This window comes from Faecalicoccus sp. LCP19S3_E2 (assembly GCF_052121255.1).
In the GTDB taxonomy this organism is placed as follows: Bacteria; Bacillota_I; Bacilli_A; order Erysipelotrichales; family Erysipelotrichaceae; genus Faecalicoccus.
Window position 1 is genome coordinate 305708 of sequence record NZ_JBQKEP010000001.1, and the last position, 23044, is coordinate 328751.

Annotated in this window: 23 protein-coding genes and 1 pseudogene; 5 read left to right on the plus strand and 19 right to left on the minus strand. The window is 39.6% G+C overall.

Going from position 1 to position 23044, the window contains the following annotated elements; translation table 11 throughout:
* Positions 1-79: 79 nt before the first annotated feature.
* Both ACTQX6_RS01580 and ACTQX6_RS01585 read left to right on the plus strand, forming a co-directional pair.
* Positions 80-802 carry an ABC transporter ATP-binding protein gene (locus ACTQX6_RS01580; protein WP_205139545.1) on the plus strand — a complete coding sequence of 241 codons (723 nt, stop codon included), beginning with the start codon at positions 80-82 and terminating at the stop codon, positions 800-802.
* The gene (locus ACTQX6_RS01585) at positions 795-2435 is read left to right on the plus strand and encodes a hypothetical protein (RefSeq protein WP_294689283.1); all 1641 of its coding nucleotides are present in this window, start codon (positions 795-797) and stop codon (positions 2433-2435) included. The genes ACTQX6_RS01580 and ACTQX6_RS01585 overlap by 8 nt, the downstream gene beginning before the upstream one ends.
* A gap of 60 nt (positions 2436-2495) precedes the next feature.
* Here the strand turns inward: ACTQX6_RS01585 and trxA are convergent, their stop codons facing one another.
* Both trxA and ACTQX6_RS01595 read right to left on the minus strand, forming a co-directional pair.
* Complete coding sequence (gene trxA, locus ACTQX6_RS01590; protein ID WP_022790038.1) at positions 2496-2804, minus strand: thioredoxin; 309 nt, start codon at positions 2802-2804, stop codon at positions 2496-2498.
* A gap of 31 nt (positions 2805-2835) precedes the next feature.
* On the minus strand, positions 2836-3717 hold the full coding sequence (locus ACTQX6_RS01595; RefSeq protein ID WP_294689284.1) for a Cof-type HAD-IIB family hydrolase: 882 nt from the start codon (positions 3715-3717) through the stop codon (positions 2836-2838).
* A 167-nt stretch (positions 3718-3884) separates the two neighbouring features.
* Between ACTQX6_RS01595 and ACTQX6_RS01600 the strand changes: the two genes are divergently transcribed.
* Complete coding sequence (locus ACTQX6_RS01600; protein ID WP_272002125.1) at positions 3885-4262, plus strand: SdpI family protein; 378 nt, start codon at positions 3885-3887, stop codon at positions 4260-4262.
* A gap of 140 nt (positions 4263-4402) precedes the next feature.
* Here the strand turns inward: ACTQX6_RS01600 and purF are convergent, their stop codons facing one another.
* Positions 4403-5782: an amidophosphoribosyltransferase gene (gene purF / locus ACTQX6_RS01605; RefSeq protein ID WP_294689286.1), complete on the minus strand. Its 1380-nt coding sequence runs from the start codon at positions 5780-5782 to the stop codon at positions 4403-4405.
* Between the two features lie 125 nt (positions 5783-5907).
* On the opposite strand from purF, the gene ACTQX6_RS01610 reads away from it, so the two are divergent.
* Entirely contained in the window at positions 5908-7041 is a 1134-nt protein-coding gene (locus ACTQX6_RS01610) for a PTS transporter subunit EIIC (RefSeq protein WP_294689287.1), read from the plus strand.
* Between the two features lie 156 nt (positions 7042-7197).
* Here ACTQX6_RS01610 and ACTQX6_RS01615 read toward each other — a convergent pair.
* The 15 genes and pseudogenes from ACTQX6_RS01615 to ACTQX6_RS01685 form a co-directional block, all read right to left on the minus strand.
* Positions 7198-7602 (minus strand): annotated as a pseudogene (locus ACTQX6_RS01615) (helix-turn-helix domain-containing protein); the annotation flags it as partial.
* Positions 7603-7822: 220 nt separating this feature from the next.
* A complete protein-coding gene (locus ACTQX6_RS01620; protein ID WP_294689289.1) occupies positions 7823-8482 on the minus strand; it encodes a hypothetical protein in 660 nt (219 codons plus the stop codon).
* 145 nt (positions 8483-8627) lie between these two features.
* Positions 8628-9296 carry a hypothetical protein gene (locus tag ACTQX6_RS01625; protein ID WP_195222736.1) on the minus strand — a complete coding sequence of 223 codons (669 nt, stop codon included), beginning with the start codon at positions 9294-9296 and terminating at the stop codon, positions 8628-8630.
* Between the two features lie 103 nt (positions 9297-9399).
* The gene (locus tag ACTQX6_RS01630; RefSeq protein ID WP_294689291.1) at positions 9400-10242 is read right to left on the minus strand and encodes a patatin-like phospholipase family protein; all 843 of its coding nucleotides are present in this window, start codon (positions 10240-10242) and stop codon (positions 9400-9402) included.
* 62 nt (positions 10243-10304) lie between these two features.
* The gene (locus ACTQX6_RS01635) at positions 10305-11534 is read right to left on the minus strand and encodes a pyridoxal phosphate-dependent aminotransferase (protein ID WP_294689293.1); all 1230 of its coding nucleotides are present in this window, start codon (positions 11532-11534) and stop codon (positions 10305-10307) included.
* 1 nt (position 11535) lies between these two features.
* A complete protein-coding gene (locus ACTQX6_RS01640) occupies positions 11536-12606 on the minus strand; it encodes a chorismate mutase (RefSeq protein WP_195222732.1) in 1071 nt (356 codons plus the stop codon).
* 33 nt (positions 12607-12639) lie between these two features.
* Positions 12640-14313, minus strand: coding sequence for a hypothetical protein (locus ACTQX6_RS01645; protein WP_294689294.1), 1674 nt, complete (start codon positions 14311-14313; stop codon positions 12640-12642).
* A gap of 48 nt (positions 14314-14361) precedes the next feature.
* A complete protein-coding gene (locus ACTQX6_RS01650; RefSeq protein WP_272002593.1) occupies positions 14362-14781 on the minus strand; it encodes a hypothetical protein in 420 nt (139 codons plus the stop codon).
* Positions 14782-14873: 92 nt separating this feature from the next.
* Entirely contained in the window at positions 14874-15875 is a 1002-nt protein-coding gene (tsaD, locus tag ACTQX6_RS01655) for a tRNA (adenosine(37)-N6)-threonylcarbamoyltransferase complex transferase subunit TsaD (protein ID WP_195222727.1), read from the minus strand.
* A gap of 12 nt (positions 15876-15887) precedes the next feature.
* Positions 15888-16322, minus strand: coding sequence for a ribosomal protein S18-alanine N-acetyltransferase (gene rimI, locus ACTQX6_RS01660; RefSeq protein WP_117447095.1), 435 nt, complete (start codon positions 16320-16322; stop codon positions 15888-15890).
* Positions 16319-16918: a tRNA (adenosine(37)-N6)-threonylcarbamoyltransferase complex dimerization subunit type 1 TsaB gene (tsaB, locus tag ACTQX6_RS01665; RefSeq protein WP_195222725.1), complete on the minus strand. Its 600-nt coding sequence runs from the start codon at positions 16916-16918 to the stop codon at positions 16319-16321. Before tsaB ends, rimI begins: the two co-directional genes overlap by 4 nt.
* Positions 16911-17363 (minus strand): tRNA (adenosine(37)-N6)-threonylcarbamoyltransferase complex ATPase subunit type 1 TsaE, encoded by a 453-nt coding sequence (tsaE, locus tag ACTQX6_RS01670; RefSeq protein ID WP_294689295.1) that lies wholly within the window; start codon positions 17361-17363, stop codon positions 16911-16913. Before tsaE ends, tsaB begins: the two co-directional genes overlap by 8 nt.
* Entirely contained in the window at positions 17360-18706 is a 1347-nt protein-coding gene (locus ACTQX6_RS01675) for a replication-associated recombination protein A (protein ID WP_294689296.1), read from the minus strand. Before ACTQX6_RS01675 ends, tsaE begins: the two co-directional genes overlap by 4 nt.
* Positions 18707-18840: 134 nt before the next feature.
* Positions 18841-20409: a hydroxylamine reductase gene (gene hcp, locus ACTQX6_RS01680; protein WP_181965668.1), complete on the minus strand. Its 1569-nt coding sequence runs from the start codon at positions 20407-20409 to the stop codon at positions 18841-18843.
* Between the two features lie 15 nt (positions 20410-20424).
* Positions 20425-20757, minus strand: a complete 333-nt coding sequence (locus ACTQX6_RS01685) for a cupin domain-containing protein (RefSeq protein WP_117447092.1) — start codon at positions 20755-20757, stop codon at positions 20425-20427.
* A gap of 86 nt (positions 20758-20843) precedes the next feature.
* On the opposite strand from ACTQX6_RS01685, the gene ACTQX6_RS01690 reads away from it, so the two are divergent.
* Complete coding sequence (locus tag ACTQX6_RS01690) at positions 20844-21521, plus strand: Crp/Fnr family transcriptional regulator (RefSeq protein ID WP_117447091.1); 678 nt, start codon at positions 20844-20846, stop codon at positions 21519-21521.
* A gap of 15 nt (positions 21522-21536) precedes the next feature.
* Here the strand turns inward: ACTQX6_RS01690 and ACTQX6_RS01695 are convergent, their stop codons facing one another.
* Positions 21537-22958 (minus strand): DUF438 domain-containing protein, encoded by a 1422-nt coding sequence (locus tag ACTQX6_RS01695; RefSeq protein WP_294689272.1) that lies wholly within the window; start codon positions 22956-22958, stop codon positions 21537-21539.
* Between the last annotated feature and the right edge of the window lie 86 nt (positions 22959-23044).

Sequence of the window (23044 nt, forward strand, 5' to 3'; positions counted from 1 at the left end):
ATATTAATATAATCTTAATTAATGCCTGTATTGCTTACCCCCCCCCCCGGTGGTATAATACGGCAAAGGAGATTGAAATATGATTGAAATTAAAAATGTGACAAAACGATTTGGTGAAAAAACAGCGGTGAACCAACTGACTGTTGACATCCCTACCGGATGCATTGTTGGCTTTATTGGCCCGAACGGGGCTGGTAAAACAACAACGATCCATATGATGACAGGGGTCTTGACACCGGATGAAGGAACTATCACTTTAAACGGAAAAGACATCGTAAAAGATCCGGTCAATGCCAAACGTGAATTTGGTCTGGTACCGGATTCTCCGGATTTGTTCTTACGTTTAAGCGGTATGGAATATATTCAGTTTATGGCAGATATCTATCATATCGATACAGAAACCAGAAATGAGCGTATTCAAAAATATGCCAAAGATTTCGGTATGGAAGATGCCTTAAGTGATCGCATGTCCAGCTATTCCCACGGTATGCGACAAAAAGCCATTCTGATTGCCACGTTGGTATGTAACCCTAACATCTGGATCTTGGATGAGCCGATGACCGGATTAGACCCTGCTTCTTCTTACTTATTGAAAGAAATGATGAAAGAACATGCTCATAATGGCAATACTGTTTTCTTCTCCACCCATGTTTTGGAGGTTGCGGAAAAGCTATGTGATAAGATCGTCATCATCAATCATGGAAACATCTGTTTTAACGGTACACTGGATGAACTAAAAGAACTACATAAAGACAAGGATTCTTTGGAAGAAATCTTCCTGGAGGTTACACGCAATGCGTGATTTTCTGACAGTGACAAAAGCCTTATTTAAGGCCAATTACGGAATGGATCTAAAATCCAAACAAGGTAAAAAAGGAATCGCGGTCGCAGCCGTACTGGTTATCTGCTTACTGCCCACATTTGCCTTACTGTTTAATATGTTTCAAACTGGTTTTGCGACTCATACCGTCGATTTATTGATCATGGAAATGGGCTTTGCGATGATTTGTTTTTTGATGTTGTGGACAGCCTTGTTTATCTTTCCATCGATCTTTTATTTCTCCAATGATTTGGAGCATTTACTGGTACTTCCCATTACGCCCAGAGTCATCGTTGCCAGTAAGTTTGTGATCGTCTATGTATCCCTGCTGTTAGTAAGCTTATTAGGGATGGTACCGATGTTAATTGCGTATATCAGCGCCGGAAATGTGAATATTTTATCAATTGTATTATTTATCCCTCAGATTCTTTTAATTGGAGCACCGACCGCCTTTGTCGCAAGTATCTTCTGGATGATCATATTAAGACTATTGCCATTCTTTAAGAATAAAGATCGTTTCAACATGATCACCGGAGTTCTATCGATCGGTATTGCCGTATTGATCGGTATCGGTTCCAGTCAGCTAGGTGCTAACGTAGAAAATCCTATGTTCTTAATGGATATGCTTCAAAACAATCCTGAAAATCTATTGAAGATCGTTCGTATTTTCGCCAATGTGCCTTTTGCCGCCAGATCGATTGTGGAAGTATCCTTTATAGATTTTTTGATCACACTGGCCATTACACTGATTTTAGGAGTTGTTTTTGTCATTTGTGCCGATAGGCTGTATTTAAGTGTTGCCAGAGAATCCAAGGTTTCATCAGCCGGAAAAAAGAAAAAGGTTTCTTATCGAAATCAAGGTTCTGTCAGCTGGAGCTACTGGAAGGTTGAATTTTTACGATTGGTTCGAACCCCTGCCTATATGGCTAACTGTGTTTTATCCGCTTTGGTCATGCCGGTCATGTTTATCGTGATGGCAATCGTCACACCGGGTATGAGTGAAATTAAAGAAATGTTAACAAGTCAGGCTATCATCGTTCAAGATTTAGTCAATCTTCCTTTGATCCTGGTGATTGCCGGAGCAGCCGTTGGTTTCTTTGCCGGATCGTTAAACGGAATCAGTGCTACTGCCTTTTCACGAGAAGGAAAGAATTTAGACTTTGTCAAATACATTCCTTTTGACTTTACCAAACAAGTCATGATCAAAGGTTCGGTAGGAACACTTTTCTCGGTATTAACTTGTGTTTTGATGTTGTTTAGCATTCATATGATCTTGCCTTATCCAATTTGGTACGATGTATTCTTCCTTTTTGGCAGTATTTTGACAACCGTGTTAGTCAATGTGATTGCGATTTTTGTCGATGGTATTCATCCAAAAACCGACTGGGAAGATGAAACCAGTGCCGTTAAAAACAATATGAACGTTGTTTTAGAGTTCTTGATCAGCTGGACTATCCTTGCGGTAACCGTAGCACCATTCTTCTTATTTGATTTAATGGCAAGCTGGGAAATGTATTCTATCATCATGTTGGTTATCATCTTATTGATTACGATCGGTTTTGTGATCATTACACCAAAAGTCATATTGAAACATTTGATGCAGACAAGCAAATAGCTGTCTGCATTTTTCTTTTCCATAAAAAAAGTGCCATTACGAGAATGACACTTTCTTTGATTATAGTGCTTTTTCAATACCGGCAACAAGCTGTGCTTCCGGCATATAACCGGAGAATGCGGTAACCTGCTGTCCTTTTTTAAACAGGATCATTGTCGGTACAGCCATAACACCGTATTGTTGAGCCAATTCTGGGCTTTGATCCACATCGACTTTTACGATCTTCACTTTGCCTTCTAATGTACTAGCTACACTTTCCAATACCGGGCTTAACATTTTACATGGCCCACACCATGTTGCGAAGAAATCTACTAAAACCGCATCTTCCTTCATGTATTCATTAAATTGTTGTGCATTGATAATTTCCATATCCTTCACCATCGCTTTCTATAGTCTTATCTTACAGCTTTGCATGGCGTAAGTCTATTTCTTTGCCCATCAAAAGCGCATCGATCGTTTTACCGATTCCATTGTTCAAATTCGTATCACAAATCACATTAGCTACGGCTTTAACTTCCTCCATCGCATTTCCCATGGCTACACCGATTCCCACGCTTTTGATCATCTGAATATCATTTTGAGCATCTCCAAAAGCCATGATCTCATCCATGGTAAAGCCACCTCTTTTACAGATCTTTTTTAAAGCGCTGGCTTTGGATACGCCCTTTGGCATGATTTCCAGCCATTCCGGTCCAATCAAAAGCACATCATAATCTGATAATGCCTGTTTTAGATCGTCTAAATGTTTTTCAAAGAACTGTGCAGTATGCACCATAATGACTTTATTGATATCTTGTGTCAACTCAATTTCTTTATAAGGAAGATCAATAAAGTTACGATTGGGTCCCCCTTTTTTTAAACCATAATCCATCGGTTGTCCTGATAATTTCTCGCGTTCGATTTTTTTCTGACGATTGGCTTCCGAAATATAACTATAAAAATCATAGCCACAACAAAATATGCCTTCAATATCAAACCGCTTACAGACTTGTTGGATCTTTAACCCATCTTCCGGTGTCAATACATCATCCAAATCATATTCTTTCTTTTCAAAATCATAGATGATCTGTCCATTGACCAAAGCCAAATAATGTTTTCCTTGCTCCAAGCCTAAGGGTTCATAGACAAATGAAGTTCCGTTTTTATCTCTTCCACTGGCAATGACGATATGGATTCCCTGCTCCATTGCTCTTTGAATGGATTCCTTAGTACGTGGATTAATTTCTTTTTGATCAGTCAATAATGTTCCATCTAAATCAAAAGCTAAACACTTGATTGTCATAGTTGTATCCTTTCCAAATCTTAATTTTCGTTTCTATTATATCATTTTCTATTCGAAAACCTTTTTTGTTTCTTTCCATTTTACAATCATTTTAATACCATTTTAACTTTACCAGACTATGAATCGGCACTACAATAACCCTAAGAAAGCTACGGAGGTATTTTAAGATGGGCTATTGGATTTTTATGCTTGTTATGGATCTGTTACTTCCTGTTACCATGATTGGTTTTGGAAGATATTTTTCCAAACATATACCAAAAGAAATTAATCCTCTATTTGGTTATCGCACAGAAATGTCAATGAAAAACGAGCAGACATGGCAGTTTGCAAATCATTATTTTGGTAAAATATCTTATCGTTTCGGCTGGATTCAATTACCCATCACAATACTTTTTATGTTGCCGGCCATCGGTAAAGACACAACGTTTATCAGTATTGCCGGTCTGATCTTAATCGGTATTCAACTGATACCTTTATTCGCTTCCATAGCAATCACAGAACATACCCTGCATAAGAATTTCGATTCTAATGGGATGCCCATATAATATTCCACAGATACTGAAAGTTTTTTCGATTTGCTTGATTCGCTTAAATAGATCCACTATCATAAATCGATGAAAAAAGAGCTATGCCAAATGAAGTGAAAATTCCATTTGCATTAGCTCTTTTTTAGTTTATTCCTCGATTATTTTTCCAGCACCTTCTGATACGAATATAGCGGTGTGCAATAGTCCCCGTTAAAGCATGCGACACATAAACCGATCTCTTTAGCTACCTGCTGAAGTTCTTCCACTTCCATATATTGTAAAGAATCAGCTTCAATGTATCTTTCAATCTCATTCGGCTTCATACGAGCCCCGATCAATTCTTCTTTGGTTGAGGTATCGACTCCATAAAAACAAGGATGTGTAATGACCGGAGAAGCAATACGCACATGAACCGCCTTGGCACCGGCCTCCTTTAACAGACGAACAATACGGCGAGATGTAGTCCCTCGTACAATGGAATCATCGATCATGACAACACTTTTTCCTTTGACAACACTGGTTACGGGGCTTAGCTTCATACGAACTCCACGATCACGCATGGCTTGTGTTGGTTGAATGAAAGTACGACCTACATAACGGTTCTTATATAATCCTTTTTCCAAAGGAATACCGGAAGCTTCCGCATATCCAATGGCAGCACTTAACGAAGAATCTGGAACGCCGATTACGATATCGGCATCCAATCCTTTGTCTTTCTGAGCCAGAACGGCTCCTGTTTTTTTACGAAAGGCATGTACATTGATTCCTTCCACCACACTATCCGGTCTTGCGAAATAAATATATTCCATAGCACACATATGATGTGTAATATCTTGTGTATATTGATACTTCTTAACCAATCCTTTTTTAAATTCCACAACTTCTCCCGGCTTTAGATCCGTCGAATCATAGATTCCCATGACTTCAAAAGCACACGTTTCCGAACTGATCACATAGCCATCTTTAAACGCTGCATAGCTTAAAGGACGAAGTCCATGTCGATCTCGTACTGCATAGATGGAATCTTCATCCAACACAAGAAAAGAGAATGCTCCTTCTAATCGTCTTGCGGTCTTGATGACCTTTTCCAATAGTGTTCCTTTTTCTTTCTGAATCAGATGTAACAGCACTTCACTGTCACTGGTTCCCTGAAAAATGGCACCTTGATTTTCTAACTCCAGCCGCAATTCTTTTTCATTAACGATCTGCCCATTGTGTGCCACAGCCAAAGAACCTAAATGTCCTTTAGACACAATAGGCTGAATATTTTCATTTTCCTGTCCTCCAGCTGTCGAATAGCGCACATGTCCAATAGCCAGATCCCCTTCCAACTGATTTAATTTATCTTTTCTAAAAACATCGACTGTTAAACCTTTTCCCTTTTGCACATGGATCTCTTTTCCATCACATACAGCCATACCGCTGGCTTCTTGTCCACGATGTTGAAGAGAGTGTAATCCATAATATGTTATACTCGAGGCATTTTCGATTCGATACGCACCAAATACACCACATTCCTCATGAAGTTCATCAAACATAACGTTCTCCTTTTTTTACCCGTCCATTATAGCATGTTCTTGTAGGATGGTATGATGTTTTCCTGATTTTCCCCCTTTCCAATTTTGTGTTTCTTATTATACTAAAAGTGAAAAGAGATGATTCTATGCTTGAAAAATGTAAACACAGCCTTTCTGTTTTTCTGGATGTTTTAGCATCCTGCCTGATGCCTTTGATTCCGATGTTAATTGCCGCTTCCATGTTTAAGACCTTGGCAGCCATTTTAGGGCCGGATATGTTACACTGGATCGATGCTTCGAGTTCTTTGTATGTCCTCTTTACCTTTGTCGGTGATGCCGGTTTCTACTTCTTCCCAATCATGATCGGCTATACGGCTGCCAAACGCTTTAACTGTAATGTCATCTTAGGAATGTTTATAGGTGCCATCATGTTGCATCCTACATTTGTGCAAATGGCTGAAACTGGCAGTGCCTTTGATGTGTATGGTATTCCCTGCCATGTACAAAACTATTCCTCTACAATCATCCCAATTCTGTTATCGGTCTTTGTATTTTCCTATATTGAACGCTTTTTCAATAAACATATACCACAGACATTATCTGCCATTTTCGCCCCCACCTTATCCATTGCCATAATTCTTCCGATTGCCCTTTGTATCTTAGGCCCAATTGGTTCCATCGTAGGCGAATACATCAGTAACGCTCTGATTGCCTTAGGTAATATGGGCGGTCTTGCCACAATTCTTTCCATGGCATTGATTGCGGCCCTTTGGGAATATATCGTTATGGCTGGGATGCATTGGCTATTTATCACAACCATTTTTATGATTCTTGCACAAGATGGCGTAGAATCGGTTGTCGCCCCTTCTGTTTTACTGGCCGCCTTCACCGTTGGTGGAATGTGTTTAGGTGCCATGCTTCGAATCAAAGACAAAGAACAGCGTGCCCTTGCCTTTTCCTATATTATCGCCCAGATGATTGGCGGTGTGACTGAACCTGGTTTGTATGGAATTGGGGTACGATACAAAAGACCGTTTATCGGCATGATGGCTGGTGGAATTGCCGCCGGATTATTCGCATCGATTGTCGGATTACAAGTTTATAATTTTTTACCCGTTGCCAGTTTCTTAGGCTTACTGAGTTTTATTGGTAGTAGCACCATGAACTTAGTTTATGCCGTTATTGGAGCTGTCATCGCCTTTGTGGTTTCCACAGTCGTAACGTATGTATTGGGTGTCAATGAATCCAAAAATGAGAATAAAGAAGTAATTAAACAATGATTTTGTATCATCCATGAAATAAATTGGCATGATTTTTATAAAAAAGTATCATAAATTGCGATTTATGATACTTTTTTTATTTCTTATATATACATTTTGAATCATTTTGATACAATTTACCACAATAAACGTGTGATACTCAACACCAATGGAATACTAACGAGAGATAATAAAGTAGAAAGACTGACAATGCGCACCATGTTCAAAGTCTCCCGCATACATTTGCGAAAACATCGCAAGCATGACACCAACGGGTGTGCTGTTTGCAATTAACAAAGTCATTCGAATATCATAAAACTGTATAGGCAACAACATCATAAAAATAGCCGTGCATAAAGGAACGATAATTAGTCTGAAAAAACTGACTTTATACCCTTCCAGAGATGTAAAGATATGTACACTTTTACTATTGGCCATATAAAGATGTACATCCAACTTATCACCCTGCACTTTCAGTCCATAACCCGGGCGACTGATTAATTCCAAATTGTATTGACTTAGTTTATTACGGACTTCTTTCAAACATCGAGAAAGGGTAGATTGGTCGATATAAAGACGATCACATAGTGTTTCAAACTATGTCATGGCGATCATCTCATTTTAACCGCTAAAATCAGGCCATTTATGTTAACGAGGTTTAACGCTCCCCGGTTTAGCGACCACGATTACCTGTGTTGATCTGTCTGGATTTATTTTAAATCTTTCCTTTATGCAAACCATGAATTTAAAATTCAACACTTAAAAAGTCTATTGAAGTTATGATCAATAGACTTTTACAATTTTATGACTGTGCTTCTTCAGAGATCTCTGCCGCTTTAATTTTCCATTCATTTTCATCCTGAACTAAATCAAAACGCATCTGGTATTTCTTTTGTTCTGCACCGGTAAACAAAGTTTCCATTCTATCAAATATATAGCCGCCGATATCCTGCATCATTGCCTCCATCATGGCATCTTCTCCTTGATCATTGTAAATCTGCATCAATCGATTCAAATTTTCATTGGCATAATTCTGCGTATAAGTTGTTAATTCACTCTCCATAGCCGTAAAATCAATATTTTCATAATCTTTTCCATCGATATCAACTAATACTGAAATCGTATCTTCTTCCATTTTTGTATCATTGATCTCGTAAGATGTAATCGCTGCTTTTACCGCATTTGTCGCAAAATCATTGGCTTCCTGATCAAATGTATCACCCATATCCAAACTTTCTAACAGACTTTCCATATACGAATCCATATTATCAATACCTAAAGGATCAATATAGGAATCTGTTGTGTATTCTTCTGCTTCATCTAAATTTCCATTTTGAATCGCATCCAAATACCCACTGACAACATCGGTAGCTGCTTGTATCTGTGCTTCATTATTATTTCCACAACCAGCTACGCCTATGGCAAATGCCATTGCCACAAACAAAGATACTAATTTTTTCATAATCTTTCTCCTTTATTTATCTCAATTATATCAAAATGTAACACATTTGTAAGCGTATTCAATGAATAAAATGTTCGGATTCTGTAAAATATACACTTGATTTATACACTACTCTTTAGAAACAAAAAAATAGGCTTGAAACCTCTTAATTCATAATTTCTGATTTTGTGATCAGCCATTCATCGTTCTGTTTTTCAACACGTAATCGTACCTTATACGTGATATCCGGTAAGTCTTCTTTGACATGTTTTTCCAATAATTCAAACAAAGGTTTACTCAGTTCATCTAAAATGACTTTATAAGCCTCCTGCTCGCCTTTTTCTTCATACAATGCCATTAAACGATCTTGATTTTCTACAAGATAAGACTCCATATATGTATTCGCATCTTCATCTAAGTCCGCAGGATCAAAAGAAGCCAGATCTTTTCCTTCAAACTTGACCTGAACATCCACTACACCATCTTTTTGCCATTTGGCCTTTTCTATGTCATACGTATTCACGATTTGGTTCATCACTACATCCATAAATTGATGAAAACTTTTTTTAAATTCCTCACCCGTGTTCATAGAAGCGTTCATTCCTAACATCAAACCTGACAAAGCCGGTTCTATCTCTTCCAGTCGCAACGGGTCCTTATAGTCTGATGAAACATAATCGGATGCTTTGTCAAATTGTGCAGACTTCAAATCTTCAAAATAATCGGCCACAACTTCCTTTGCTTCCTGCATCTGCACTTTTTCAGAGCTTCCACAGCCAAATAACAGAATACCAAAAGCACATACCAATACCGCAGATATTATTTTTTTGATCATAATATGTTTTTGATCGTATCCGATCTAAAAGATCGATACGTACCCTTTCTGACACCATTGTACTAAATGACTTATAAATAAATCAAGTCACTATATAAAAGGTTTATCGCTGCATAAATTTCATCAATTTTTGGATCTGCTTTTTTCCCTGTTGATATAAATCTTCCAGACAGTTTTCATCCATTGTCAGTGTTTTCATATTTCCAATCGTATCCGGCGCCAAAATACAAACCTTATTTTCTTTTTCCATCTGTTGTATGCGTTCCAAGCTCTCATTATAAACATAGGCTCTTTGGCTTAAACTGTTTCCGGAATTTCGATAAGTTTTCCTTAAAATCTTAGAGGTCAAATTATCTTTTTTCGGATTTCTTTTTTCTTCTTTTGGTCTTGTCAGGATCACAACAACTTTATCGCATCCTTTTTGTAAGGCTCTTTCAACAGGTATCGGATCGGATATTCCCCCATCAAAGTACAAGGCATCATAAATCGGATATGGCTGGCACACAATAGGCATGCAGCTGCTTGCCTTTAGGATGTCATACTGATCCAAAGGCATATCTTCTTTTGAAAAATAGACTGGTTTGCCTGTGCCGGCATCCGTACAAACAACTTCAAATTCAGTAGGATCCTTGGCAAATGTTTCATAATCCATTGGATCTTCACCATTACTGTTAGCTAAAGTACCATAAATATAATCCAGATCTAAATAGTTTTTCTTTTGAATCCAGTTGGACAAAGACATATATTCTTTACGTTTGGCATACTGGGTATAAAAGCGCTTGTTTCTTCCTTTTTGACAGGACAAGAAACTGGCAAGATTGGCGCTGCCGGCCGATACACCGATCGCATAATCAAATTGAATTTGTTTTTCTAAGCAGGCATCCAGTACACCGGTACCGAAAATATCGCGCATACCACCGCCTACATCAATAATTCCCCATTTCATATTTTCTATTATAAACAAAAAAGCAGATAGACACATTTATTTTTTTGTCTATCTGCATTCTTTTATTGAATTGTATCTAAAATATCTTTCATTTTCTTGGCCAATCCCTTGATTTTATCAAGAGATAAAGAACATACCGCAACACGAATTCCTTTGTTGACCTTTACCGTATAGATATGATTTTTCATCAAAGCTTCATGATAGGCATCTCTTGTCGTATTGTCCATTGAAAGTGTCACAAAGAAACCTTCTTTATATGGATAATGTTTCAAGCCGACTTCATTGGCTTCTTTGACAAAAAGATCACTGCGCTCTTTTAATAAGGCAACATACTGTAAACGCTCCTGGTCGTATTCTTTTAAATGATGATCCATCACATCGACAAAGGCAGCCATAGCACCGTTGTTGATGTTTGACCATGTAGCTCTGGCATCTTTTTCAAAGACAATTTTTAATTCCTGTACGATATCTTCCGTTTGTGCCATAACGATGGCAGCACCACAGCGAAGACCGTAGCTTGTCATAGATTTGCTTAAACTAAAAGCTACGATCACTGCCATATTTTCAGAAATATCATCAAAGACAGAGAAATATTCTTTAGCCTGTTTTTGTCCATAGGCAAAATCAATATACGCAATGTCATTCAACAAAACAACTTTATGCGTTTTAGAGCATTCATTCAAGAACGCAATCACATCTTTCCATTCCTGTGAAGACAGTGAATATCCGGTAGGATTATGGCAAGGATCATTGATGACGATCACCAGCTTATCCTGTTCTTTCATAACTTTTTCACAAGTTTCTTTAAAAGAAGCCAGATTAAAGTGATCTTCTTCAAACAACGCATATGTTTTAACAGATAGGTTATTCATCTGTGCCATTAAGTTATAGCTTCCCCATGCGATTTCCGGCAGGATGACAGTTTGTCCGACATCCAGACATTCCTGAATGGTCATTGCCACAGCTCCGGTACCACCCGGTGTCGCAATCACTTCATGATGTAAGTGGCTATTTCCGTCTAACACCCACTTATAAACACGATCTTTAAAATCATCATTTCCGGTAAAGCTTGCCGCATACGCAGCCAATACTTTGTTGTCCAGACTTTTCAACGAAGAAAATACACTGTCTAAGGCAACCAGACTTCCTTGTTCGTTATACAAAGAACCAATTGTCGCATCCACAACATTTTCTTCTCCGATCTTTTCTTTATCTTCTTTTGCCTTTTTCACGATAGCGAATACAGTATCGACAATCGGTTGGTGATTTACATTTTCTTTGACAAAGCTCATCTTATTTCCCTCCTAACGCATAAGTTCCTAAAACCTTTAAACTCTCGCAATTTTTTTCTATATCCTTTAAACATGCCTGGGCATTGTTTAAATCTCCATCCATCTCAATAAAGAAGAAATATTCAAATGGTTTTCCTTTGATCGGCCTCGATTGAATACTTTCCATATTGATGTGATAGCGGGCAATGATCTCAATGATCCTTGCCAAAGAACCACTCTGGTGCTTAACGCTTAAGATCACACTAAAGCGATCACCCTTGTTCAAAGGCTCTAAACCAATGACCAGAAAACGAGTTGTGTTTTCGGTATGTGCCTCAATTTGTGAAGCCAGTACCTTTAAGCCGTACAACTGTGCATTTTCTTTGGCGCCGATAGCGGCTTTGGTCTTATCCTGTTCACTGGCAACGTATTGGGCAGCCATGGCTGTGTTGGGATAACTGACTGTCTGCACGCCCAATTCCTTTAAGAAATCTTTAGCTTGCCATAATGCCTGATCTTTGGAATACACCCATTCGATATCTTTTAATGTCGCATCCATTGTTCCTAAAAGACATTGTTCTACCTTTAGATCATAGATTCCCTGAATATAGACCGGATACTCCAATAAAGCATCTAACACTTCTCCTACCGAGCCGGAATTCGTATTCTCAAAAGGAATGACACCATACTGTGCCTTCTTTTCCACAACGCTTTTGAAGACTTCATCAAAGTTTTTAAGATTCAGCTTCCGATTTTCCGGATATAAACGCTGTGCCATGATTTGAGAAAAAGCTCCCTGTACACCGGCATAGGCAACGACATCTTCACTTAAAAGTGTTTTTTGATAATCTTTTGAATTCTCCATCACATGATGTAGAAAATCTTTGTAAAAGAGCTTGTAATCCGGATTTTGAATATGCTCCAGATTTCTTTCTATGACTTCCTGTTCTCTGGATGCATCGAAGACCGGAAGTCCATTTTCTTTTTTATAGGCCAGCACTTCCTGAACCGCATTCATTCGCTTTTCATACAAGGCTGCCATTTCCTGATCGATCTGATTGATCGTTTTTCTTGCGTTTTCTAACTTATTCATAGTGATATTTTAGCACAAAACCATACAATTGACTTATTTGGTTTCAATCGATTGAATCAGATTGACATCTTCCTGCGGACTGTATGTGATCGTTACGACATCCTGTGCCTTTAAAAAGGCGGCTACATCCTCATTTTGATCCGTGATCGTAAACTTATAACGATTGTGTTCGGTATCTGTCAGAAAACACTTTGTCGTATCTTCAATGGCTAAGATCTGTACGCTTTCGATCGTGATCTCTTTGGTTTCCAGTCCATCCTTATCCATTGTTTGTGTCCCTTCCAGGGCCAAAAATTTCTTTTTCAGATTCTCAAATCCCTCATCGGATGCAATCGTTGCGACTTTTTGATAATCGCTGGCATCTACCATCGCATACATTTTGATCAGGCCACTGTCATCCTTTAAAGCCATCATATAGACCGGTGAACCATTGACATTGACCAAAAGCGGGAAGGTAGATGTATAGCCATAGTTTTTCACTTCGCCTTCTGCCGAGGCCATGGCACTGGTTTCATTGGCACCCGGTGATGAGATCTTCATGGCTTGATGCGTTCTTAAATTGACTAACACAAAGCCTAGATTACTGGAATCTTTATTAGCCGATGTGATACCGGAATAAATATAAATATCCCCATCCTGTGCCAGATAGTTATAGCCTTCGCTGGTATAAGTGACATTTTTTTGACCGATAACAGAGTTAATAAAGCCATCTTGCAGGGAGCCATTTTGATTCACCTGTTCTGTGACCAAGCTTTCCGGATAAATGCGATCGACCCAGGTTGGCGCATCGAGCACATCATCGTATTTTGTCGATTCTCCTGTGATCGGATCAAATAAAACAACACCGGAAACCGTTTTTCTAGTTTCAAAAGCGGCATAATCATACGTTGTGCAAATATACCATGGATGCCCTTCTTCATCGATTTCAAAAGAGGGCTCTCCAAAAATCGTAGTTGGATACTGCATTTGCAGCTTACGATATAGATCATGATTAAAATAACCGGAAGGAACATACTTCATTCCATCCAATCCCAAATCTTCCAGTTTCACCAGCTCAGCTTCTCCGGTAACAGAATTGACCAGAATATAGGCAGGAATACCTTCTTCTTGATTTCCCAGATACTTAAAGAAACCAGCATATTCAAGCGGTGTCACGCGATAGACGCTGTCTTTATAAGAAATCTGTGTATATTCTTCACTGACTTCAAACTGAGAAACAAGCTCCGGCATCTCACCCATTACACGGTCGCCTAAAACGATCGTTGAATCGCGATCGATGATTGGTGTCTTAGTAAAATCCACTTCTTTTACTTTATCAAAATCAACATTTTCAATCTGAATACGATCGGCAAAATAAGAAGCCATAAATACTGGATTGCATACGGCTAAAGAGCCAAGCACCCAAATAACAGATAGTCCTAAAATGATCTTTAAAGCCGTCATTTTAAAAGACGATTTCCCATACGAAATCGATGATTTCTGAAAGAACAAGGATACAATGCCAACCAATACGATGATATAGATCACATAGGCAAAGCCAGTAACCGTCTTATAGCTAATGACCGGATGGAACACATAATAACCGATAGCCCCGGCAACAAGCCATAAAATCAATAAAATGATCTTTTGTTTTGTGGATAAATCCTTAGTGAAGGAAGGCCCTTCGTATTTCCAGTTAAAACTGGTCTTAAAATGTTTATTCTTCATAACAATCTCCCTAAATCATATATATTGGATCGCATCTTTTTTCTTCTTTTATCGATAGCGTAACAGATCTTCACGAATCTGTCGTACTTGAATGATCGCGTTTTCTACTTGGGCTTTCGCATCTTGAATCTTACTTTGTACCAGCCAATCCGCGATAAGTCCATCAAAGAAATAGTCGGCAAAAGTCAAAAAATCTCCAATCTCCAAACTTAAATGAAGGCGTTGATCGACATCCGCCAATTCTTTACGAAAGTCCTGCAGTGCTCTTTTGGCTCTTTCCATTTCATAACGGGCATCGTCCATTTTCGAATGTTTAAAAAAGGTCGTTAACGCACCTCCGCCAAGCATATCAAACAAGCCCCAGTTTTTGGCACTTTGAAGATAGGCATCGGCTTGGCTTAAACATGCCAAAGCATGATTGGCCGCCTGAATCGCTTCTTGTATTTCCTTATTGAATTGATCTTCCATATTCATCACCTATATAACATTCTATCAAAAAGAATTCAAATCACACAACCTTATAAAAAAGCCTTACCACATAGGGTAAGGATAATATAAAACTATTGAATAGGCCAGCTGGCATCTCCGGTCAAGGTTTCATCGCCTCTTCGTCCGGATACATAAGCAATCGTTCCGGCCACTCCGATCATTCCGGCATTATCTGTACAACAATACATCGGTGGCACGGTAAAGGTAATATTTGGATATTCCGTTTTTAATTCTTCGATCTTTTCACGAAGTCTGGAATTGGCACTGACACCACCACCTACGACAAAGTGACGAATTTCGGGATGATCATCCAAAGCCGCATGAATTCTGGAAAAGATTTCATCCAACGCGCACTCCTGAAAAGAACAAGCCAAATCGTTCAAATCATAAGTCTTTCCCTGTCTTTCCATACGTTTGGTAAACTGAAGAACACTGCTCTTTAAACCGGAAAAGCTGAAGTCGTAACGCCCCTGTGTTTTCGGCTTTGCCAACTCATAAACCGGTTTTCCTTCTTTAGCCATTTTATCGATCTTGGGACCGCCAGGATAGCCCAAGCCTAACACTCTGGCGACTTTATCATACGCTTCTCCAATCGCATCATCCTGTGTTTCGCCTAAAATCTCAAAGCTGGTTTCATCTTTCATATAGACCAGTTCGGTATTACCTCCGGATACAACAAGGGCCAATAAAGGATATTTCATATCCACCACCAACTCATTGGCGTAAATATGGGCTGCCAGATGATGCACCGGTATCAGTGGCTTGTGATAGGCGAAAGCCAACGTCTTGGCCGCCTGCACACCGACATGCAGACAACCGATCAAACCCGGTCCCTTTGTCACCGCAACCACATCAACATCCTCCATCGTACATCCGGCTTCCTTTAAAGCGGCTTCAATACAATAGGAAATATTTTCAATATGGATACGACTGGCGACTTCCGGAACGACACCGCCAAATTCTTTATGTACATCGATCTGACTGGCAACGATCGATGAAAGTACTTCTTTTTTATCTTTGACAAGGGCAACTGCCGTTTCATCACAGCTGCTCTCAATTCCTAAAACGATCATAGAAACTCCTCTCTATAAGGCCATAGACATCACTACGGCATTTTCTCCATCCGGATAATAATTCTTCGATACATTGACAGGAATCAAACCCAGCTTTTCATACAATTTTAAAGCCGCCTGGTTAGATTCTCGCACTTCTAATGAAAGAAACTCGCTTTGTGCTTCTCTTGCATGCTTACATAAAGCATCCATAAGATATGTCCCATAACCTTTCTTTCGACAGGCAGAATCAATACCGATACGAGCAAGCTGAGCAATCTCAAATGTGATCCATAAAAAGGCATAACCGACGATGTGATCATCTTCTTTTAAAAGATAACCGGTACTAAATGGATTTTCCTGAAGCTCATACAAGCACTGTTCTTTATTCCAAGGTTGTTTAAAACATTGTTTTTCCAGTTCAACAACGATATCTAAGTCTGATTCCTTCATTTCTGTTACATTCATACTTTGTAGGAATCACTTTCTTTTAAATAGTCCGGAACCAGGGCGTGAATGTTTTCTACTTTTTCATAGTAGGGTTCCAATTCGATGAAATTCTTTAAGAAATCCACTTTCTGTACATCCTGTCCCATCAAATCCGCATCGCCCAATACGATTCCCGGATTTGTTTCGATAAATTCTTTGACTTCATCCAGTGTCAGGATCTGTGTATTTCCCTGAATTTGTCCATCTTCCAAATGTGCCACATAGGCTCTTTGACTGCGGGCATCCAAAATCACATTGGCCTGTTTTTCGATACCGGCATACAACTGCATCGTTGAGATCGTATATAATTCTTTGTGCATCTGTGAACACAGCACTTTGGCAATGGTCATCGCAATACGAATACCGGTATAAGAACCCGGTCCTTTTGTGATGATGACACGATCAATATCTTTATAGTCTAAATTTGTTTCCTTTAAAAGCCGATTCAACTCCACAAAAATCGTTTCACTTTGTTTCTTAAAGGCTTCTAAGCTAATACCGGCCAACAGCTCTTGATCTTTATAAAGTCCTAAAACCAACTGCTTATACGCACTGTCCATACATAAACTAATCATGATATCCCTCCAGGATCGATTTGGAGACATCTCCCTTGGCTTCCATAGTGATCACTCTGTTTTCATCGATTCCTTCTTCAAAAGAAAGCGAAAGTCTGTCTTCCGGCAACTGGTCTTGAATAAACTGTGACCACTCGACGACGGTAATTCCTTCATCAAAACAATCTTCAAAGCCGAGATCCTGACTGGCTCCTTCCAGACGATAGGCATCAATATGATGTAAAGGCTGCCCATTGCCCTGTGCATACGACTTTAAGATTGTAAACGTAGGGGAATTGATTGTACTTGTCACCCCTAATGCTTTTCCAAAAGCCTTGGTCCAGGTGGTTTTACCGGCTCCCAGATCACCATCCAGCGTGATCACCACATGTTTATTCTGACACAGCCTGGCGATTGCTTGCGCCAAAGCTTGTGTTTCTTCTATCGAATGAATTTCTATTCTCATTTTTTTGTTCCTTTCTGTTGTCTGATCTTATGATAATTGGCTTTAATGGCCTTGATTTGAGCCAATCGTTTCTGCACTTTGACCTCGGAGCCCTGATTACTGGGATGATAGTATTCCTTACCGATCAAGATATCCGGAAGACAGGTCATATCTGTCATATGAAACGCATAATCATGACTGTATTCATACCCATCACTATAGCCCAGATCTTTCATGAGCCGTGTCGGCGCATTGCGAATGTGTAAAGGAACCGGCTGATCTAAGGTCTTGATCGCATCCACTTTAACGGTGTTGTAGGCCACCTCCAAAGCATTGGACTTCGGTGCTAAAGCTAAATATACGACCGCATGCGCCAAATGCACATTGCATTCCGGCATTCCCAAAAAATGTGCCGCATGATACGCCGCTACAGTAATCTCCAAAGCTCTGGAATCGGCCATACCGATATCTTCACTGGCCATACGCACCAGACGCCTTGCGACATAAAGCGGATCTTCCCCGGCTTCCAACATACGCGCCAGCCAATACAAAGCCGCATCCACATCGCTGTTGCGTACACTTTTATGAAGAGCGGAGATCACATTATAATGCTCTTCCCCATGTTTATCATATAATAATGTTTTTCTTTGCAGGCACTGTTGAAGAATTTCCTTCGACACATGGATGCCCTCAATATCGCCGGGTGAATTATTCACGACCATTTCCAGCGTATTTAAACAAATTCTGGCATCTCCTCCGGCAAAGGAAGCAATCGCATCAACTGCCTCATCATCGATCTCGATATCTAAATTTGCCAACCCTTTCGGGGAAGTTAAGGCACGATGAATCAGATCGATCAGATCTTCCTTTTCTAAAGAATTCAGCACAAAGACCTTACACCTTGACAATAAGGCGCTGTTGACCTCAAAGCTTGGATTTTCCGTGGTTGCTCCAATCAGGATAATACTGCCTTTTTCCACATACGGTAAAAACGCATCCTGTTGTGCCTTGTTGAAGCGATGAATTTCATCCACAAACAAAATCGTATTCTGGCCTAAATTCTTCCGCAAATCGGCCTGCTTCATCACTTCTTTGATTTCTTTAATTCCGGATGTGACCGCACTGAAATCGACAAAATAACTCTTCGTCTGGTGAGCGATGATCCTGGCCAGTGTTGTCTTTCCTACACCGGGCGGTCCCCAAAAGATCATAGAAGTCACTTTGTCATTTTCGATCATTCTCCATAATAGATTTCCTTTGGCAACCAGTTGTTTTTGTCCTACATATTCCTCTAAAGATTCCGGACGCATTCGATCGGCCAAAGGACGGATATCTTCTGCCTGTAATAAACCTTCTTGTTCCATAGTGTTTTTATTATAGCACAATCAAATTCGAGTGCTTCAAAAAGCACTTCGTTATCAAAAAATTCCTTTCCATAAAAAAAGATCTACCCTTTCTTTCATCATTTATCAGAAAAGATAGATCCTATATTGATCCTTTATCCCACGATAGCTTGTAGATCATCCTGCACCGTAGTAATTGGTGCAATATGATAGTTTTCTACCAGATAGTTTAATACATTTGGTGATACAAAGGCCGGTAAGGTTGGTCCCAGCTTGATATTTTCGATGCCCAGATAAAGAAGGGTCAACAATACGCAAACTGCTTTTTGTTCATACCACGATAAGATAATGGAAAGTGGCAATTCATTAACACTGCAGTTAAAGGCTTTGGCCAAAGCCAGGGCCACTTGTACGGCGCTGTAGGAATCATTACATTGTCCCATATCCATCAATCTTGGCAGTCCGGCAACGGTTCCTAAATCTAAATCGTTAAAACGATATTTACCGCAAGCCAATGTAAGGATCACACTGTCTTTAGGTGCCTGTTCTACGATCTGTGTATAGTAATTTCTTCCCGGTTTTGCACCATCACAACCACCAACTAAGAAGAAACGAGAAATTTTTCCTTCTTTAACCGCCTGTACAACTTGATCGGCCACACCTAATACCGTTCCATGGCCAAATCCTGTGGTGACTGTCGTACCGCCATTGATACCGGTAAATTGTGTATCTTTTTCATAACCGCCTAATTCCAAAGCTTTTTCGATCACCGGTGTAAAGTCTTTATCTTCTCCAATATGCACTAATTCCGGGAATGAAACAAGCTCTGTGGTAAAAATACGGTCTTTATAGTTGGCACGTGGCGGCATCAGACAGTTTGTGGTGAACAATACCGGTGCCGGAATGTCCATAAATTCTTTCTGTTGATTCTGCCAGGCGGTTCCGAAATTTCCTTTTAAATGCGGATATTTCTTTAATTCAGGATAACCATGCGCCGGAAGCATTTCTCCATGTGTATAAATATTGATCCCTTTATCTTTTGTCTGTTCCAAAAGTTGTTTTAAATCATATAGATCGTGTCCGGATACTACGATAAACGGTCCTTTTTCAACCATCAATGGTACTACGGTCGGCTCCGGTGTTCCGTAGGTTTCGGTGTTGGCCTGATCCAACAAAGCCATGCACGTATAGTTGTGTTCGCCTACTTTCATCACATATGGCAATAAGGATTCCATACTGTTATTTTCTTTGATGGCGCGAAGGCCTTCAATAAAATACATATCCACACCGGAATCGGTATACCCTAACACACGGGCATGATAGGCATAGGCTGCCATGCCTCGAAGTCCAAATAAGATCAACGATTTTAAAGAACGAACATCTTCATTATCATTCCAGATTTGATTCATATCATAATCCACAGGAACCTCTGATAAAGTTGCCTGTTCCTGGGCGTGCACCTGATCGATCAAAGCCTGCACTGTCTCTTCATTAAAGTTGACATTGGTGACAGTTGTGAATAAACAATCGACAAACAATTTTCTAACCGTATCTTCTACATTCTCTTTGCCTTTTAGGGCATCGGCAAAACTGATCAGGGCTCCAGTCAGTTGATCTTGCAGACGGGCAACGGCTGCGGGTTTTCCGCAAACACCGGCTTGTGCCATACAACCAGTACATCCGGCTGTCTGTTCACATTGAAAACAAAACATTTGATTTTCCATTTTTATTCCTCTTTTCTAAAATACAACCACTAACAACATCTTGAAGTTCTCTTTGGCAAGCACCGCATGAGGATGTCGAGCCGGCATGACGATGGATTCGCCTTCCTTCAATTCATAGTCTTTTCCATCGATTGTGATAAGACCGACACCATCTAAACCGGTCACAAATGCATCGCCCTTCGATTCATGAGTACTGATCTCTTCTCCTTTAGAAAAAGAAAACAGTGTGATACTTATCGCATCATTCTGCACCAATGTTTTCGAAATGATTTGGCCTTGTTGGTAGGCTAATTCTTCTTTCAAACGAAGCACCTGTGATTTTTCAATATTCTTTAAAAGACTTTCCATAGGCATCCTCCTTGTCTTACTGAAAACAGAGTACTACAATAAAACAAAATAATATGTTGTTTTAACAACAAAAAAGGATGATTTTTATGAATACAGCTTTCTTATCCAAAACGCTATTATTTCAGGGAATCCGGGAGCATGAGATCGAAACCATGTTGAGATGTTTAGGGGCCCATGAAAAAGAATATAAAAAGGGACAAACCATCTATCAGGCCGGACAAACAGTTAAAGATTTAGGACTGGTTTTAAGCGGTGGTGTCAATATTGTTGTCTATGATTACTGGGGCAACAGTACAATCTTTAGTCATATGGCACCCGGTCAAATCTTTGCGGAAACCTATAGTGCCATGGGTAAGGAAGAATTATTGGTTAATGTCATAGCTGATCAAGACAGTCATATCTTATTTGTCGATACATACAAACTTATGACGACTTGTCAACACGCCTGTCCTTACCATCAGCGGGCTATCCACAATTTGATTCGCATCTCTGCGCAAAAGAATTTGAATTTATCCAAACGAATGTTGCATACAGCACCCAAATCGATTCGTGGAAGACTGGTATCTTATTTATCTGAACAAGCTTTGCAGCATGGAACCAATCGATTTTATATTCCTTTTTCCCGCCAGCAGTTAGCTGACTATCTGGGTGTGGATCGCAGCGCTTTATCCAATGAACTCTCCAAGATGCAAAAAGACGGACTGCTTCAATATCATAAAAATGAATTTATCTTAACTTCCTGGGATGAAAAAAATCTGGCATGACACCAGATTTTTCTTTTACTTCGTCTGTTTTAAAAAATGTTCTTTGGCAAAATCCATTTCCTGTACAAATTCTCCGGTTCCAACATAGTCTCCGTTCGCATCACGAATGGCCATATATCGTACCAGTACCGTTTTGCCCATCTTTTCCATCCATACATCGACCGAATCTTTTCTTCCATTTCTGAAATCATCGATGATCTTACGAACCATCGGTTCGATTTTAGGCGGGTGGCAAGAAAAAACTTCTCGATCGATTGCCATATTCGGTCGTTTAAACAATTTATAACCTTCATTAAAATACCGATTGATATTTTGTTCATCGACAAAGGAAATTTCCATAGGGATCGTATTCAATAACGCTTGCAGTTGTTTTGGATTCATATGCCCACTCGGTAAAATGATTTCCTGATCCTGCAACTTCATTTCCCCCTGTTTTGTTCGAGCTTCTTCCCAAACCGGGATGGTATCCATAAGACATGGTTCATAGCCTAATGAATCTTTATAAATCTGCTCCCATTCATCTTTTGTGAAGTTTTCGGCACATAAAGAAAATAAAATATTGTTTTCTTTATAGATCATCTCCTGCGCTCTTTGAATGGTGTTTAGATACGTTTCTTTCCAATCCGCATCCATCGTTGGATTTTTAGCTAAGCGGCGAAGCTGATCACGAATTTCATCATCCACACCCCACATGACATCTGATGGACCTGATATACCATAACGCACCTTTAATAACGGATATAAAAGATCTCCCTTTTTCGCATAGTGAATGGAGATATCTCGAAGCTGGTTCAACAACTCCAAGGTTTCTTTGGCATTTTCTATCTGTTCCTGTGCCTTTTCTAAAAGCTTGTCAATATAGACATTTTCTAAGGCAAACGTAGAAAGAGGATGACCGGGAATGGCAATCAGTGCATCCGCCTTTTGGTGATGTAGCGAATCCTCTACCGCTTGTTCGGCCTGATCGATTTTTTCCTGTCTTGTCGCTCCGTGAAACAGAGCGGAATGTACATCACAAAGCTGCTGCACTTCCCAGTAAGGCACACCGGACATGATCATTTCCTGCTCGGCCTGCATGATTTCAGAAGCATCCACTTCTTTAAAGTTGTGCACAAAGTCAGCACGTACACTTTCTAAGTCTTCTCCTTCATTCAATCGTTGGATATAACTTTTTAATAAAGCCTGACGATCCACATAACCTTCTACTTCAAAACCGGCTTTCTGTAAAGCTTCGACAATCAACTTTAAATCAATCCCTTTGATTTTGGCGCCATTTAAAAGTGTCATGACACGTCCTGCCGTCTGCATGGCAGTTGGTTTAGTAATCTCGGTAAATCCCAGTCGAAATAAAATATCCTTTACTTCCGGATATTGCGTACAGATTTCAAATACACTTTTCTGTAAATCAATTTCGCTTAACCTCCAATTTGTTGACATAGCCTTTTAAGTAATCGCAAATTTAAAAAGATCTTCTTTTCGTATTTGACGAATAAAAAAGTAACTAACTTGTCCTCTCAATCTTT

Coding starts and splice junctions, on each gene's coding strand:
- ACTQX6_RS01580 (WP_205139545.1), top strand. CDS start 80: ATGATTGAAATTAAAAATGTGACAAAACGATTTGGTGAAAAAACAGCG.
- ACTQX6_RS01585 (WP_294689283.1), top strand. CDS start 795: ATGCGTGATTTTCTGACAGTGACAAAAGCCTTATTTAAGGCCAATTAC.
- trxA (WP_022790038.1), bottom strand. CDS start 2,804: ATGGAAATTATCAATGCACAACAATTTAATGAATACATGAAGGAAGAT.
- ACTQX6_RS01595 (WP_294689284.1), bottom strand. CDS start 3,717: ATGACAATCAAGTGTTTAGCTTTTGATTTAGATGGAACATTATTGACT.
- ACTQX6_RS01600 (WP_272002125.1), top strand. CDS start 3,885: ATGGGCTATTGGATTTTTATGCTTGTTATGGATCTGTTACTTCCTGTT.
- purF (WP_294689286.1), bottom strand. CDS start 5,782: ATGTTTGATGAACTTCATGAGGAATGTGGTGTATTTGGTGCGTATCGA.
- ACTQX6_RS01610 (WP_294689287.1), top strand. CDS start 5,908: ATGCTTGAAAAATGTAAACACAGCCTTTCTGTTTTTCTGGATGTTTTA.
- ACTQX6_RS01620 (WP_294689289.1), bottom strand. CDS start 8,482: ATGAAAAAATTAGTATCTTTGTTTGTGGCAATGGCATTTGCCATAGGC.
- ACTQX6_RS01625 (WP_195222736.1), bottom strand. CDS start 9,296: ATGATCAAAAAAATAATATCTGCGGTATTGGTATGTGCTTTTGGTATT.
- ACTQX6_RS01630 (WP_294689291.1), bottom strand. CDS start 10,242: ATGAAATGGGGAATTATTGATGTAGGCGGTGGTATGCGCGATATTTTC.
- ACTQX6_RS01635 (WP_294689293.1), bottom strand. CDS start 11,534: ATGAGCTTTGTCAAAGAAAATGTAAATCACCAACCGATTGTCGATACT.
- ACTQX6_RS01640 (WP_195222732.1), bottom strand. CDS start 12,606: ATGAATAAGTTAGAAAACGCAAGAAAAACGATCAATCAGATCGATCAG.
- ACTQX6_RS01645 (WP_294689294.1), bottom strand. CDS start 14,313: ATGAAGAATAAACATTTTAAGACCAGTTTTAACTGGAAATACGAAGGG.
- ACTQX6_RS01650 (WP_272002593.1), bottom strand. CDS start 14,781: ATGGAAGATCAATTCAATAAGGAAATACAAGAAGCGATTCAGGCGGCC.
- tsaD (WP_195222727.1), bottom strand. CDS start 15,875: ATGATCGTTTTAGGAATTGAGAGCAGCTGTGATGAAACGGCAGTTGCC.
- rimI (WP_117447095.1), bottom strand. CDS start 16,322: ATGAATGTAACAGAAATGAAGGAATCAGACTTAGATATCGTTGTTGAA.
- tsaB (WP_195222725.1), bottom strand. CDS start 16,918: ATGATTAGTTTATGTATGGACAGTGCGTATAAGCAGTTGGTTTTAGGA.
- tsaE (WP_294689295.1), bottom strand. CDS start 17,363: ATGAGAATAGAAATTCATTCGATAGAAGAAACACAAGCTTTGGCGCAA.
- ACTQX6_RS01675 (WP_294689296.1), bottom strand. CDS start 18,706: ATGGAACAAGAAGGTTTATTACAGGCAGAAGATATCCGTCCTTTGGCC.
- hcp (WP_181965668.1), bottom strand. CDS start 20,409: ATGGAAAATCAAATGTTTTGTTTTCAATGTGAACAGACAGCCGGATGT.
- ACTQX6_RS01685 (WP_117447092.1), bottom strand. CDS start 20,757: ATGGAAAGTCTTTTAAAGAATATTGAAAAATCACAGGTGCTTCGTTTG.
- ACTQX6_RS01690 (WP_117447091.1), top strand. CDS start 20,844: ATGAATACAGCTTTCTTATCCAAAACGCTATTATTTCAGGGAATCCGG.
- ACTQX6_RS01695 (WP_294689272.1), bottom strand. CDS start 22,958: ATGTCAACAAATTGGAGGTTAAGCGAAATTGATTTACAGAAAAGTGTA.